The organism is Halomonas alimentaria (assembly GCF_009902005.1).
In the GTDB taxonomy this organism is placed as follows: domain Bacteria; phylum Pseudomonadota; class Gammaproteobacteria; order Pseudomonadales; family Halomonadaceae; genus Halomonas; species Halomonas alimentaria.
This window is the reverse complement of the sequence record NZ_WUTT01000001.1, coordinates 538,609-552,733: the sequence shown is the minus strand read 5'-3', so window position 1 is coordinate 552,733 and position 14,125 is coordinate 538,609. Positions and strand designations below refer to the sequence as shown.

Below are 14,125 nucleotides of genomic sequence, written 5' to 3'. Positions count from 1 at the left end.
CTGCGCCAAGCCGGGCGCCGGGGCGCTGGACGGCGTCGCCGTCACCAGGGCAGCGCCTCGCCGTTGCTGTGCCAGAAACCGCCGCTGTTCTTCAGGGTCAGCTCCTCGATGCGCTGGGCAATACCCGCGGCGGCCTCCTCGGCGCTGATCATGCCGCCGAAGTTGACCATGCGCGTCTTCACATACCCGGGGTGGATCTGGGCCACGGCGATGCCGCGCGGCTTGAGGTCCATGGCCAGCGACTTGCCGAAGGCATTGAGCGCCGCCTTGGAGGCGCGATAGCCGTAGCGGCCGCCGGAGTCGTTGTCGGCGATGGAGCCCATGCGGCTGGTGATGTTGGCGATCCTGGCGCCCTCGCCCAGGTTCCCCAGCAGCGCCTCGCTCACCCGCAGCGGCGCATAGGCGTTGATCTCCATCTGGCTGCGGATGGAGTCGAAGTCGATCTCGCCCAGTGATTCATCCCTGAGCATCCCGGCATTGTTGATCAGCAGGTCCAGGCGGCGACCCGCCAGCTCCCCCTTGAGGCGTTCGACATCCTCGGCGCGGGTCACTTCGATGCCCTCGATCAGCGTCTCGGCGACGTCGCGCAGCTCGGCGGCCTCCTCACCGCCACTGCGGCAGACGCCAATCACCGCCCAGCCGGCGGCGTGATAGTGGCGAGCCAGGGCCAGGCCGACGCCGCGGTTGGCGCCAGTGATCAGTACAGTGGCAGTCATCTCAACTCCTGGATAGATGATGGGAAAAGGTCAAAGGTGGAGGAGCCGGCCACGCAGTTCAACCCGGCCCTGCGCCTGGGCTCAGGATGCCAGCGGCGCGAGGGCGACAACCTGCTCACGCAGGTCGCGCTTCTGCTCCTCGAGGGCGGCACACCAGGCAGCGCACTCCTGCCGGCGCCTGGGAGCATTGCGGGAAGCGGCGGCAAAGGCCTCGATCCAGGCCTGGCGGCTGCACAGGTCCTGGAAATCGCCGAGCACTCCCTGGCGACGCTTCAGCCCTTTCAGCAGCCGCCGATGGCGCTTGGGGTCCAGTTCGGCCAGGTAGCGGATGCGCTTCACCCCCTTGCGCAGGTCATGGAAGGCCTCGTCGGGGCTGGCGACGCCGAGGGCGGCAAGCTCGCGATCGTGTTCGGCGATGCGCTCCACGAGCACCCTGTCGACGCGCCGTGAATCCAGGCCAGCCAGCGCCTGCTGGAAGCGGTTGCCATCGAGGAAGGCCTGCCATGCCGCCATCTCCTCGGCATACTCGGATTCACCGAGCTGCCGGCACAGCGCCTCATGCCGCTCCCGCTCGCGGGCGGCCAGCCAGTCATGCAGGGTCATCCGGATCCGCTCCGAGAGCGGCGCCGGCCGAGCATCCAGGCTCTCCAGGAAGACGTGCAGGTCGCGCAGCTCGCTGGTGGCCTGGGCACGGCGCTTGAGCCGCTTCAGCCGCTTCTTCAACCCGGGCACCCTGGCGATGGCGAGCAGAGACTCGCCGATGGCACGGCTGCGGCGCAGATTGACCCGATACTGGTGCAGGAACTCGGGATCGATGCCGGCGATCACGCCCGGCTCCAGGGCAAGGACCAGGCGATACTGGTGGCACAGCAGCGCGTGAACCCGGCTCGCCGGGTCGGCCTTGCGCAGATCGGGTGCGACCGGGGCCCGGCGCTTGAAGAGACCATGGCTTGCCTCGGCGGGCGTCAGGCTGGCCGTGAGCTCGGCGCCATGCCTGGCCAACGCCTGCCATGAGGGCACGGGCAACGCCAGGCACACCAGGCCGCCGGTCGGCAGCGACGCCGGCGCCTCGGGACACAGCCAGCGGGCCAGTTGCAGCAGGGCCGGGTTATGACCAATCACCAGCACGCGCTCACTCGCCTCCGGCAGGCGTCTCAGCCACTCGAGAAGCGCCTGCCCCTCGAAGGTATAGAGATCATCGTGAAGCTGTACCCGATCGGCGACCCCGAGGCCGGGCAATACGCTGTCCACGGCCTCAAGGGTCTGCAGGCAGCGCCTGGCGCTGCTGACGTGAATGTCACCCTCCAGTGCACCCCAGCGCTGCAGTGGAGCGGCCATCGCCTCGGCCTGATGCCGGCCTCGCCGCCGCAAGGGACGCCGATGATCGGCCAGATCGGCACGTGACGACTTCGCCTTGGCATGGCGCATCAGGTAGAGATAGCGCATGGACTCGCTCCGAACCTCGCTGTGTGGTGCCAAGCGTAGACCACTCCCGCCGCCACCACCTCGCCGGTCAACAGTGCACCAGGATGACGCAACGTGAGGTACTATGATAACCAGTCACCCACACCTTGAGGCTCGGGAATCCGCCCATGCCATCATCCGGGAATAACGAGACCATCCTCTGGAACGCCCTGTTCGAGGCGTCCTGGGATGGCATGGTGGTGCTCAGGCTCGACGGCAGCCTCTACCGGGTCAAAGAACTCGGCAGAAACCGTGTCGAAGCCCGGGCGAGTCATCAGGATGCTCAATAGCTGGACGAACTGGCCAGACCCGCCCTGGCCTCGCGGCGGGCGGTGTGCCAGCGGTAGCCCAGCGCCACGATCAGGACCAGCCCCACCACGCCCAGCATGGGATAGACGGTGCCGATCAGGGTGCTGAACCCGAACTGGCTGAGCACCAGCCCCACAGTGGTAAAGAGCACGCTGAACACCTTGAAACGGCTGGTCTCCGGCGTCGCGAAACGCGCCGTGAAGGCGAAGAACATGCCCACCGCCGTGCTGTAGATCATGCAGATCAGGGCCAGCGACATGACCATGGCCACCAGCGGCGACACCGCCGTGGCCAGCATCAGCGACGGCATATCGACCCCGACGAGGCGCTCGAGGTTGGCGAACAGGCCGATGTTGAGCAGGAAGATCAGCACGCCGAGGCCAACCCCGCCCAGGATGCCCCCCAGCGCCGCCTCGCGGGAATCGCGGGTCAGCCCGCCGATCACCGAGAGCATGGGGAAGCCCACGGCGATATTGAAGGAAGCGTAGAGCAGTGCGCCGATGAACCAGTGCGAGACCGGCCAGCCCTTGCTGATGGTCGGCACTTCGGTCGCCACGGCCTCCAGCGTCTCCAGCGAGGCGCTGCTGGTGAAGAAGGAGTAGACGGTGATGGTCAGCACCAGCAGCAGCAGGACCGGCATGATGGCGCTGATCAGGTTGATGATTCCCCGGACCCGCAGGCACAGGGTCAGGATGACCAGCACGCTGAGCAGCACCCCGCCGAACAGCGGCGGCAGGCCATACTGCTGGGCGAAGATGGAGCCACTGCCGGCCAGCATCACCACGCCGACGCCGAACAGGAAGAAGGAAAGCACCAGGTCGATGGCAAGCCCCGCCCGCGTGCCGAACAGCGCCACCAGCACCTCCTTGTGGGAACGCGCCTGCATGCTGGAGCTCATCCGTGCGATCTGCATGCCGAGAAACGCGAACAGCAGGGCGCTTACCAGGGTGCCGGCGATCCCGATGACGCCGTAGCCGGTGAAGAACTGCAGCACCTCCTGGCCCGAGGCGAAGCCACCGCCGATAATGATCGACATGAAGGTCATGGCGATCAGGAAGGGTTGTTTGCTCATCAGAAATACCTCGTTGCACTCGGGCTCACGCCGTCCGCGAGGGATCGGGAACCCGGCTCGGGCCGGAAGCCGGCGCGCGCCGCTCCAGATCGGGGATGGACTGGCACCGGCAACAGGGAGCGGGTGCCAACGGAACCTTAGGGTGCACGAAGTATACGATAAGAAAAATAGTTTCCTATCGTAAAAAAGTATTCCTCCCTCCCGATCACACTCGCCACATGCTGCGGCCCCATGTCGCTGATCGGGGCATTGACCCCGGGCCCGGCTTTGGCCATTATCGATAACAATTCTTGTTTCCCTGAAAGAGCCGACCCCCATGAGCCTGCAACGTCCCAAGGCCTACTACACGGCGGTCTTCCTGCAGGTCTCCTTCCAGGCGATCAAGAACTCCATGGCCGGCAAGGCCAGCGACACCATGCCCTGTTGGCTCGACAGCAAGATGCTGATGATGCTCTCGCGGGAGCTCAAGGAGTGCCAGGCGCAGGCCGAGGACAACGACGAGGCCCGCCGCGCCCTGGCCCAGGCGAGCGACGAGTGCGACGCCCTGCTGAAGCGCTGCCCGGGTGGCCTGGATGCCCCCCTCTGCCACCGCCACCTGGATGCCATCCTCGATGCCCTGCAGCGCGCCAGCGCGGCCCTGCCCCAGGCGCCTGCCGCACCGCCCGCCTCCCGCTGGGAACACGCCCGGCAGCGCTTTCGTGAAGGCTTCAAGCGCCTGACCTGAGGGCCTGGCGCCACACCTCTCCCCGGGTTCGGCCTGCACGCGGTTGCCCGCGATTCGTTCGCTCTGCCTTGGGGTGGTATCGTCGGCGCCCTACTCACTCATCAGGACAGCCGCGATGTCACAGAAGATCTACTGCACCGCCAGCTTCAAGCCCAAGCCCGGCCGTGAGGAGGCGCTCTTCCGCGCCCTGCAGGCGCTGGAGCCCAACGCCCACCGGGAAGATGCCTGCCTGCTCTACACGGTGACCCGCAAGATCGACAACCCCTTCGCTCAGGGCGACAGCTACCCCATCGTCTTCCACGAGATCTGGGCAAACCGCGAGGCCTTCGAGGCCCACTGCCAGCGCCGCGAGATCCGCGAGTTCTTCGCCACCCACCTGGAAGACCCCGCCGGCGACATCGCCGACGCCAACGTCTGTGTCTATACCGACGAGCCGATCAACTACGACGCACCAAGGCTGTAAGGCCAGCCCCGTCGCCAGGCAGCGTGTTAGCATTCTAGCATCGACGGCTGACGAGAGACCCGACATGCCGCCCCCTGCTCTGGCCATCCCCCGCACGCCGCTGGTCGCCGTTTACGGCACCCTCAAGCGCGGCCTGCGCAATCACCACTGGCTTGATGGCGCCGGCTTCATGGGCAGCGACCGCCTGGCCGACGTGACCCTATACGACCTTGGCCCCTTCCCCGGGGCCAAGCTCGAGTCCTCGCACGGAGTGGAGATCGAGGTCTTCGAGGTGGAAGTCCGGCTGCTGACCGGCCTCGACCAGTTGGAGGACTACCGCCCCCACCAGCCCCGGCAGGGCCTCTATGATCGCGCCGTTCACCCCACCGCCTTCGGCCCTGCCTGGCTCTATCTCTACAATCCCGACGTGACGGGCTTCACGGCCATACGGCAGGGCGGATGGTGAGTATCTTCAGGATCGCCCCGTCGTCATGGGGGACGTCTATTCCCCGCCGTCCTGACGGAGCCGTTCCGGCACCTGATAGCGCGTGCTGCGGCCACCTCCGGGAAGCTTAACCAAGCAACCCTTCTCGACCAGCCCAGCGAGGTGACGGGTGGCGGTTGCCTTACTGACCTTGGCGACTTTCTGGTACTGCGACGCACTGATACCGTGTTCGAAGCCTCTCTCACCGCCATCCAGCAGGCGGTTCAGCACCCTCACCTGCTCAGGCAACAGGCCAGCCGCCCTGAAGTGCTGCCAGAAGCGGGCCTTGGCCAGCGTCCGCTCGACCTGCGCCAGGACATCCAGCAAGGTGGCATCCAGAGTCTCCAGGAACCAGACAAGCCAGGCCGTCAGGTCTGGTGTGCCACGCTGGCTCGCTTCCAGGCGGCGATAGTAGTCAGCGCGGCGCTCCAGGATGGCCGCCGACATGGCATACAGGCGGACACTCTGCTGATCCGCCTGCGCCAAGGCGCGATCGGCGATGGCCCGGGTAATCCGGCCGTTGCCATCTTCAAACGGATGCAGCGTCAAAAACCAGAAGTGTGCCAGGCCCGCCCGAACCAGGGGATCGAGCTCGGGGTCATGCCGGCTGGACTCGAACCACGCGAGGAACTGGGCAACCTCGTGTTCCAACCCCTCTCTCGGCGGTGCCTCGAAATGCACCTTGGGACGATCCAGGCGACCCGAGACCACCTGCAAGGGCTCGACCCCGCGCCACTGTCCGGGCCTTAGCGTCGTCAGGCCAGCGTTAGCATCAGGGAACAACCAGCGATGCCACTGAAACAGCCTCTCGGTGTCCAGCGACGTGTCAGGATTGAGGGTCGCATCCAGCATCAGCTCCGCCAGGCCTTCGGAACGTGGTGAGGTAACGCCCTCAGGCTCCTCCACGCCAAGGCGTCGGGCCAAGGATGAGCGGACTGAGGCCACATTGAGCCGCTCCCCCTCGATGGCCGAGGACGTGACAATGCTCTGCAACAGCGTATCCAGTGCGGCTCTCGCATCGGCGTCCTGGTCATCCGCGGATGTCAGGGCCCCAGACCGACCGACCAAAATACCGAGATCCCTCCAGCATGCCTGGACCCGTGGCTGAATCTCTGCCGCCTGCCAGGTAAAGTTCGGCCAGCCAGGATGCTGCCAGATCCATGTCGAGGCGTGATCGGTCATGCCAGACCTCCGAGAATACGGATGAGCCGAATCGCACATCTTTCGGCTCATATAGTGAGCCGAATATAGATCGGTTTCGGCTCAGCTGGCAAGCCTGGGAATAGCCGATCAGTGCCAGTGGCATCCCTTTTGTCCGCTATTCCGTCCGCCTATCTTATTGCCCGAATACCCATTTTTTTCAGACAGTCGGCATTACAAAAGTCTCTTGCTGACTATCATGGGACAAAATCAAGGGAAGGAATTCCTCAGCAAGCGAAGTGCCTTTTTGAAACGCCGTGAATGAAGGAAGCGATCATTTGGGGCATAGCCGCTATCCTGGATATTGCATCAGACATGAAAAAGGCGGCTGAAAATCGGTTATAATTCAAGCTCCTACACAAGAACCAACCGCTTCAGCCGCCATGACAAAATGTACCACGCCATCCGCTTCCTTTCCACGCTGCAAAGGTCGTCAGATCATCGCCCGTTTTGATGGCGGTGATGTCACTTCTGACGGCGGTATCCTGCTGCTGCGGCAGCTCGATCGCGAGATGGGCCTGACCCGCGCCGTCGCTCGCCGACTCAGCGACGAGCGCGACGCTCAGCGCTGCCTGCACCGCACCGAAACCCTGGTCCGGCAGCGCGTGTTCGGCCTGGCACTGGGCTATGAGGATCTCAATGACCACCATGCGTTGCGTCACGACATCGCCCTGCAGACCGCCGTCGATACCGATGGCGTGCTGGCCAGTCAGTCCACCTTGTGCCGCTTCGAGCAGCAAGCTGACCGGGACTGGGCGATCACCATCCACGAGGAGATGATCGAGCAGTTCATCCGCTCGTTCCGGCGGCCACCCAAGAAGCCGCTCTACCTCGACTTCGATGCTACCGACGATCGGGTGCATGGCCAGCAGCTCGGGCGGCACTTCAACGGCTACTACAACCACTACATCTTCCTGCCGCTGTTCGTGTTCTGTGGCGACCAGCTGCTGGTCAGCTACCTGCGTCCGGCCTCGCTGGATGCCGCTCACCACGCCGGTGCCATCCTCGCTCTGTTGGTCCGTCGGCTGCGCCAGGCGTGGCCTGAGGTGAAGATCGTCTTCCGAGGCGACAGCGGCTTCTGCCGTCCGCTGATCCTCAACTGGTGTGACCGCCATGGCGTCGATTACATCATCGGCCTCGCCGGCAACAAGCGCTTGGCCAAGCTGGCTCTGGACATCGACTACGAATCGGCCATCCGCTTCGAGAAGAGCTGGGAGAAGGAACGTGTCTTCGGCTTCATCGAGTACGCTGCCAAGAGCTGGAAGGAGCGTCGACGAAGGGTGATCGTCAAGTCCGAGACCAGCCGGCGTGGCTTCAACACCCGCTATGTGGTCACCAGCCTGCGCGGCTGCAGCGCCGAGTGGCTCTATGACCACCGCTACTGTGCCCGGGGCGAGATGGAGAACCGTATCAAGGAGCAGCAGTTCCTGTTCTCCGACCGCACCAGCTGCCACGAATGGTGGCCCAACCAGTACCGACTGCTGCTCTCGGGGCTGGCCTACCTACTCCTGGAGCGGCTGCGTCGGGTTTACCTCAGGCGCACAGCCTTCGCCCAGGCCCAGGTCAACACCCTCCGCCTGAAGCTGCTGAAGATCGGCGCCGTCATCACCCGCAACACGCGCACGATTCGGCTGATGTTGAGCAGCCAGTACCCGGAGCAGGACCTCTTTCTGAAGTTGGCCAGCAAGCTGGTGCCGGGATAGCGCCGCGGCGTGCTGTCCCCGGCACAGAAAACACATGGGGGTTGGGGGCAGTGCATCTTGAACTCAGTAATTTGATCAATATGTAGCCAATTTCAGGCCCAAAGAGGGATCACACTCTCCGAGCCTGAAACCTGAGCACTTCTGATCAGCCCGATGCAACATCCGGGCTATCGGCCAAAAGCGGACTAACCCTCGGGGGCTATTATAGTTGGATTAAACCTTTCCCCCATCTGAATGGTTGCATTCCACCACAAGAAAACCTTGGTTTTCTTTACATAATGACGTCATGTTGGTGGTCATGCCAGGACAAGATACCCGCAGCTGGGTTGGCCTACTGGTCATCGCCCACGCGCAGTAAGATGAAGTCAAACTCCTTGGCTGTGATACCCGCATGACTCGCACCTACCATGACCAGCCCTGTTTCCAGCTTCGGCTCGTGGCCGAGAAGGACGTCGTTCTGGGGCCCGGTAAGGCCGACCTGCTCGACCGGATCGACGCCTGCGGCTCGATCTCCGCCGCGAGTCGTGAGCTGGGCATGAGCTACAAGAAAGCCTGGCAGCTGATTGACACCATGAACCGGCACTTCCCCTCTCCCTTGATTACTACCGCGGCTGGTGGAGCCGAGGGGGGAGGGGCCCAGGTGACACCTCTCGGGCGCCAGGTACTCGACCATTACCGCGCCTTACAACGTCGCCTGGACCGTGACGTCTGCGAACATGCCGACGCCTTATTGAAGCTCATGCGACCCGACGCCTTAGCTGCTGAAGACTGAGTAGCCAATGGCTTGGCAAACCGGCAGCCGCTCGTTACAGTACCGCTATGTTCACTTGTACATAACGGTGCCCGTATGCCCTCATTCGACGCTACAACTCATCGCCTGGCTCGCTGCGGGCTGCTGGCCCTGACATTACTCGGTACCGTATCGCTAGCTCAGGCGGCGACCCTGCAGGTGTCTGCGGCAGCCTCCATGACCGACGCCATGGATGACATCATCGCGGCTTACACGTCGGAGCATCAGGACCTCACCATCGTGCCGGTCTATGCCTCGTCGTCCACGCTGGCTCGCCAGATCGTGAATGGTGCCCCCGCGGATCTGTTCATCTCCGCCAATATCAGCTGGATGGATTGGCTCGAAGAGCAGGGTGTCCTGCTTCAGGAACGCGCCAACCTGTTGCAGAACCGCCTCGCCCTGGTGGCCCCCTCCAGCAGCGAGATCCACGACTTCATCCCGGGTGAAGACGGGGTTCTCATGAGCCTACTCGGTTCGGGCGAGCGCCTGTCGGTTGGCGATCCCGACCATGTGCCGGCGGGCATCTATGCCCGGCAGGCCATGGAGGCACTCGGCGAGTGGCAAGACCTCGAGGATCGCTTGGCCCGTGGCAATGACGTACGAGCCGCACTGGCCTTGGTGGAGCGTGGCGAAACCCCCGTCGGTATTGTCTACCAGACCGACGCCGAGGCGAGTGACGCCGTGCGTACCCTGGGCCTGTTCCCTCTGGATACTCATGAGCCCATCGTCTATCCGGTCGCTCTGATCGATGCCGAAGACAACGCGGCAGCGGCAGCCTTCCGTTCCTGGCTGGAAAGCGAAGAAGCGAGAAACATCTTCGCAACACACGGCTTCTCGCCTGCCGACACCTCCCGCTAAGCGAGGCAGGCGATGCTGACTCCGGCCGAGTGGGAAGCCATTCTCCTCAGCATGAAGATCGGTATCAGTGCCGTGGTATGGATTCTGCCGCCGGGTATCGCCATCGCCTGGCTATTGGCACGCCACGAGTTTCGTGGCAAAGCGCTGCTCGATGGACTCGTGCACCTGCCCCTGGTGCTGCCCCCAGTGGTAGTTGGCTACCTGCTGCTGGTCACGATGGGTCGCCAGGGCTGGCTGGGCCGCTGGTTACACGATCTGTTCGGTATTGGCCTGCCCTTCACTTGGCAGGGCGCTGCCGTGGCCAGCGGCGTGATGGCTTTCCCCCTTTTGGTACGTGCCATCCGCCTCTCGCTGGAGGCAGTCGACCCCAAACTGGAAGCCGCGGCCAGTACGCTGGGAGCCGGCCGCTGGAGGATCTTCGTGACCATCACTCTGCCGCTGGCCATCCCCGGTCTACTCACCGGCACCCTGCTGGCCTTTGCGCGAGCCCTCTCCGAATTCGGCGCGACGATCACCTTTGCCTCCAACATCCCCGGCGAGACACGTAACCTGCCGCTGGCCCTGTACACCCTGATTCAGTCGCCCGGCCGAGAGGCCGCCGCCGCTCGACTGTGCCTGCTGGCGATCATCATCGCCATGCTCTCTCTGCTGGCCTCCGAGTGGCTGGCCCGCCATGCGCGCCATCGTCTGCGCGAACGTGACGCCTGAGGAGTCTCTCATGGATGCCACCCTGGGCCGGGGCATGCCCACCTCGACGAGGCACGAACACGGCTTGCGGCTGGATGTGAGCAAGCAGCTGGGCACTTTTACGCTGGACGTTGATCTGGCGCTTCCGACTCACGGAGTGTCAGCCTTTTTTGGTGCCTCCGGAAGCGGCAAGACGAGCCTGCTGCGCCTGATTGCCGGGCTGGATCGTCCTGACAAAGGCATCATACAGATTGGCGAGCGCTGCCTGGTGGACACCTCTCGTAGCCACTTCCTGCCGCCACATCGTCGACGGGTCGGAGTGGTCTTCCAGGAGGCCAGGCTATTTCCTCACTACCGAGTACGGGGCAATCTCACCTACGGTATGCCGGCGTCGGCCCGTTTACGCTTCGATCCGATCGTCGACCTGCTGGGCATCGGGGATCTGCTGGATCGCATGCCGGGGATGCTCTCGGGCGGCGAGGCCCGGCGTGTTTCCATCGGCCGAGCGCTGCTGACCGACCCGGAACTCTTGCTGATGGATGAGCCGTTGACCGGGTTGGATGGTCCGCGCAAGCAAGAGCTGCTGCGCTACATCCTGTCGCTGACCCGCGACCTTGAAATCCCCATCGTCTACATCAGCCATGACCCCAAGGAGATCAGCGCCATCGCCGATCATCTGGTGCTGATCGACAACGGCACGATCGCCGCCAGCGATAGCCTGGACAGAGTGCTTAACCGCATCGACCTGACGGCACAGGTGGGTGGCTTCGATGCTGCCTCGGTGCTCGACACGCGAGTCGCCAGCCATGATCGTGAGTACGCTCTCACGCACCTGGACCTTGGCGATGACCAGACGTTGGTGGTACCGCACATCGAGGCCCAGGTGGGGGCCAGATGCAGAGTCAGAGTACCGGTGCGCGACGTGGCTCTGGCACTCTCGGAGACTGCCCAAAGCAGCTATCGCAACCACCTTGACGCTGTCATCAAGCAAGTCGGCACCCTGCAGGACAACCCGACCTCGATTGAGCTGCTACTGTGTGTGGGCGGACACCACCTGCGAGCACGCCTGACACGGAAGTCCTATGACGAGTTAGGGCTCAGGCAAGGCATGCCGGTGAAAGCCCTGATTCGCTGCGTGGCTTTCGACATGCGTCATTAGGCGCCGGAAGTCAAAGCTGACCAGAAAGCCAGAAACAAAACCCACCTTTCCTGTGCGTAGAAACATTTACGCGATTTCTTTACACAAAACCGCCCCTCCAGGGCGTCCTGGAGGGGCGGTTAGCATGCGTAAAGAAAACGACCATATTGCATACAGCCGCTATCGGCCAGAAGCGGACGCGCACAAACACTTAGTATAAGCCCACCTCATTCAGCATCTTGGTGCATAAGGCGGACTCACTTTTCTGATCGCTGCACTGTAGCCTGTGCAGCTTTGGAGGGGGTCGCTTGAGGCCATCAACTCTGCAAAAGAAAGATATTAAATCTATTCAGCTCATAATTAACACCCATTTTATTCCTCCTCTTTCTCTTGTCGATATCAGTTTCAACAGATATACTCCCCCCCATTGAACCGAGCAGTTCTTTAACAACCCACAAACCAAGACCCTCACCATCTCTTTTTAAACGTCTTGGCTCTTCACCGGAAAAGCTCTTTTTGAAAATCAGATCCTCCTCTTCTCTTTTTATTCTCAGACTAATCATCTCAAAACTTATCCTAACAGCCCCTTCTCCTGTAGATTGAAAAAATATGGAGAGCTTACTTCTCGGAAGAATGTATTTTGCTGAGTTATGGAAGACATGAGTCAGAACAGCTGCAAACGCATCAAAGTCTATCTTAACCTTCCCATAAAAACTATCCATAGATACCCTGACATCTTTCTCCTTAAACTCATCCCAAAAAGAATTGAGAACAAGCAAAACAATCTTGTGCGCAGAATAGTAGAAAAAGTCTGGTGATTCATCGTGGAAAATCTTATTATAAGCCGAAAGCTCAGCCTTCTTTAATACTTCATTTTTAAGCAGGTCTACTATTAGCTTTGCAGAGATCTCAGGGGAAGAGCGGACATGCTCAGTGATAGTCGACAAGAGCTCTTCGCGCCTACTCTGGATAAAGCTCTCCTGTGGAATGTTTGCATAAATCGACTGAATAGCAACAGCATTTAAGCTCACCAAGTTATGTAAATGTCTTTTAAAACCAACAGCTTCTTCTTCTCGCTGCTCGTTCTTCTCAATGACAAGCTGACGAATTAACTCCTCATAGCCTTCAAGCTTTCCTCGAAAACTGTTTTTCGACTTTTCTTCGTAAGATGTGCAGAAGAAAAAAACACCTTCTTCACTCGACCTCTTCGTATGCATTCTATTATCGTGGAATACTGGGCACTTCAAGGAGTTAACGGAAGCATTAGCTTTTGATACACAGCCTTTACACCCATCTTCCAAATTATCGGACCTACCAACGGAAGCATCATATAAATAAATGAATTTCAACTCGAAGCTCCAAGGAAAAGCCCTATGATAGAGGCAACACTCCCTGCGTTGCCAATATTAAAAGCACGCGAAACAGAGTCTTCTGAAAAATCCCCTTTCTTCTGAAATTGATAAATTTTCTGCTTAACTTCATCCACAGTCATAGAAACCTTGAAATCTTCCCTGAGAATCTCCTTTAATCTATTCGCACATGCATCCAAAGAAAAAAACTCATCTGAATAATCATCCACCAAGGCTAAAAACCTTATCGGATCCACGTTTTTCTTAAGCCGTGAATCAGCATATTCAAAACCCTCTTCAAACCTGTCCCCCTTACTTTCAGAAGAATATACTACAACCTTCTTCTCGGGATACCTTTCCTTTAGTGCCTTAACCAACCCCAAACCTTCGTTTGAAAAACCAAGCCCTCTCCCAACGCCGTGAATATCAATGAATAATATGTGTGACTCCCTAACTCTGATATCATCAAGGTCCTCAATATCGTCTAAGCACTGAGTATTTCTCCACCCATTGTTCTTCAAGATATCTATGACCTTGAACTTATTGTCATCTATGAACAGAATTTTTGTTCTATCTTTTATCTCAGCCTTTGTTAGCTCATTAAAAACAGGCCGAGAGCCACCTTTGATTATTTTATCGATCAACCTATTAAGCATGTATACAAAACCCTTCCATTAATAATTACCGCGCGGGGGTGATGAAGGTCGGCAATGCCTCCTTTTCCTCCGCATTTGTTAAACACAGATGAATGAGTATTCCGCATTTCCCGACATGTCGGCTTTGGGTCGTCAACTGCCTCAGCTACCTCATCAGGATGGACTAAAATTCCACATACGGCTAAGAGCCGCAGTCCATGAGGCATAAATCAATGGCTGCTTTGTTGTTTAAGACAAGCTAGCTCTCCACCCCAAATGCAGCATTGATATTCTTGAATAAACGTTCGGCATTGTCAGCGGTGCCTGTTGGTAGGTCACTGATTGTCGTCCAGCTGTCGAATTCCTTCAGCATCTCCACGAGCACATTCTTCTTCTTAAGTTCTTTTCCCTGGCGCTGCTTCATGGCGATCTCGACGCGCTTGGCAATTAGGGTAGTGCCATTTTCGGGAAGGTCTTCTAGTGTGGCGATTCTCAAGTTCGCATAATTAATCTGGCTTGTCGGTGCGTCGATCAAGAGCTGACGCTGCTCGACC

General features: G+C 60.1%; 16 protein-coding genes. 9 read left to right on the top strand and 7 right to left on the bottom strand.

Going from position 1 to position 14,125, the window contains the following annotated elements:
* Nucleotides 1–41 precede the first annotated feature (41 nt).
* Together GRB96_RS02715 and GRB96_RS02710 are read right to left on the bottom strand one after the other, a co-directional pair.
* Nucleotides 42–716 carry an SDR family oxidoreductase gene (locus tag GRB96_RS02715; RefSeq protein ID WP_161430334.1) on the bottom strand — a complete coding sequence of 225 codons (675 nt, stop codon included), beginning with the start codon at nt 714–716 and terminating at the stop codon, nt 42–44.
* 81 nt (nt 717–797) lie between these two features.
* Complete coding sequence (locus GRB96_RS02710) at nt 798–2,162, bottom strand: CHAD domain-containing protein (RefSeq protein WP_161430333.1); 1,365 nt, start codon at nt 2,160–2,162, stop codon at nt 798–800.
* Between the two features lie 146 nt (nt 2,163–2,308).
* Here GRB96_RS02710 and GRB96_RS02705 point away from each other — a divergent pair, with 146 nt between their 5' ends.
* Nucleotides 2,309–2,470 (top strand): hypothetical protein, encoded by a 162-nt coding sequence (locus GRB96_RS02705; protein WP_161430332.1) that lies wholly within the window; start codon nt 2,309–2,311, stop codon nt 2,468–2,470.
* Here GRB96_RS02705 and GRB96_RS02700 read toward each other — a convergent pair.
* Entirely contained in the window at nt 2,464–3,561 is a 1,098-nt protein-coding gene (locus GRB96_RS02700; protein WP_161430331.1) for a YkvI family membrane protein, read from the bottom strand. The two genes, GRB96_RS02705 and GRB96_RS02700, sit on opposite strands and share 7 nt — an antisense overlap.
* A gap of 316 nt (nt 3,562–3,877) precedes the next feature.
* Here GRB96_RS02700 and GRB96_RS02695 point away from each other — a divergent pair, with 316 nt between their 5' ends.
* The 3 genes from GRB96_RS02695 to GRB96_RS02685 all read left to right on the top strand — a co-directional run bounded on the left by GRB96_RS02695 (nt 3,878) and on the right by GRB96_RS02685 (nt 5,193).
* Entirely contained in the window at nt 3,878–4,285 is a 408-nt protein-coding gene (locus tag GRB96_RS02695) for a hypothetical protein (RefSeq protein WP_161430330.1), read from the top strand.
* Nucleotides 4,286–4,400: 115 nt separating this feature from the next.
* Complete coding sequence (locus tag GRB96_RS02690; protein ID WP_161430329.1) at nt 4,401–4,748, top strand: putative quinol monooxygenase; 348 nt, start codon at nt 4,401–4,403, stop codon at nt 4,746–4,748.
* A 64-nt stretch (nt 4,749–4,812) separates the two neighbouring features.
* The gene (locus GRB96_RS02685; protein ID WP_161430328.1) at nt 4,813–5,193 is read left to right on the top strand and encodes a gamma-glutamylcyclotransferase family protein; all 381 of its coding nucleotides are present in this window, start codon (nt 4,813–4,815) and stop codon (nt 5,191–5,193) included.
* Between the two features lie 36 nt (nt 5,194–5,229).
* On the opposite strand, the gene GRB96_RS02680 is transcribed toward GRB96_RS02685, so the two are convergent.
* Complete coding sequence (locus GRB96_RS02680; protein WP_161430327.1) at nt 5,230–6,393, bottom strand: Fic family protein; 1,164 nt, start codon at nt 6,391–6,393, stop codon at nt 5,230–5,232.
* Nucleotides 6,394–6,794: 401 nt separating this feature from the next.
* Between GRB96_RS02680 and GRB96_RS02675 the strand changes: the two genes are divergently transcribed.
* The 5 genes from GRB96_RS02675 (at nt 6,795) to modC (ending at nt 11,608) form a co-directional block, all read left to right on the top strand.
* Complete coding sequence (locus GRB96_RS02675) at nt 6,795–8,114, top strand: IS1380 family transposase (RefSeq protein ID WP_161430326.1); 1,320 nt, start codon at nt 6,795–6,797, stop codon at nt 8,112–8,114.
* 391 nt (nt 8,115–8,505) lie between these two features.
* Nucleotides 8,506–8,886, top strand: a complete 381-nt coding sequence (locus tag GRB96_RS02670) for a winged helix-turn-helix domain-containing protein (RefSeq protein ID WP_161430325.1) — start codon at nt 8,506–8,508, stop codon at nt 8,884–8,886.
* 75 nt (nt 8,887–8,961) lie between these two features.
* On the top strand, nt 8,962–9,762 hold the full coding sequence (gene modA / locus GRB96_RS02665) for a molybdate ABC transporter substrate-binding protein (protein WP_161430324.1): 801 nt from the start codon (nt 8,962–8,964) through the stop codon (nt 9,760–9,762).
* 12 nt (nt 9,763–9,774) lie between these two features.
* Complete coding sequence (gene modB / locus GRB96_RS02660; protein ID WP_161430323.1) at nt 9,775–10,470, top strand: molybdate ABC transporter permease subunit; 696 nt, start codon at nt 9,775–9,777, stop codon at nt 10,468–10,470.
* 10 nt (nt 10,471–10,480) lie between these two features.
* Complete coding sequence (gene modC / locus GRB96_RS02655; RefSeq protein ID WP_161430322.1) at nt 10,481–11,608, top strand: molybdenum ABC transporter ATP-binding protein; 1,128 nt, start codon at nt 10,481–10,483, stop codon at nt 11,606–11,608.
* Nucleotides 11,609–11,904: 296 nt separating this feature from the next.
* Here the strand turns inward: modC and GRB96_RS02650 are convergent, their stop codons facing one another.
* The 3 genes from GRB96_RS02650 to GRB96_RS02640 form a co-directional block, all read right to left on the bottom strand.
* Nucleotides 11,905–12,936, bottom strand: coding sequence for a HAMP domain-containing histidine kinase (locus GRB96_RS02650; protein WP_161430321.1), 1,032 nt, complete (start codon nt 12,934–12,936; stop codon nt 11,905–11,907).
* Nucleotides 12,933–13,592, bottom strand: a complete 660-nt coding sequence (locus tag GRB96_RS02645) for a hypothetical protein (RefSeq protein ID WP_161430320.1) — start codon at nt 13,590–13,592, stop codon at nt 12,933–12,935. Before GRB96_RS02645 ends, GRB96_RS02650 begins: the two co-directional genes overlap by 4 nt.
* A gap of 238 nt (nt 13,593–13,830) precedes the next feature.
* Nucleotides 13,831–14,125: hypothetical protein (locus tag GRB96_RS02640; RefSeq protein WP_205743470.1), on the bottom strand; the 295-nt coding region annotated here is incomplete at its 5' end.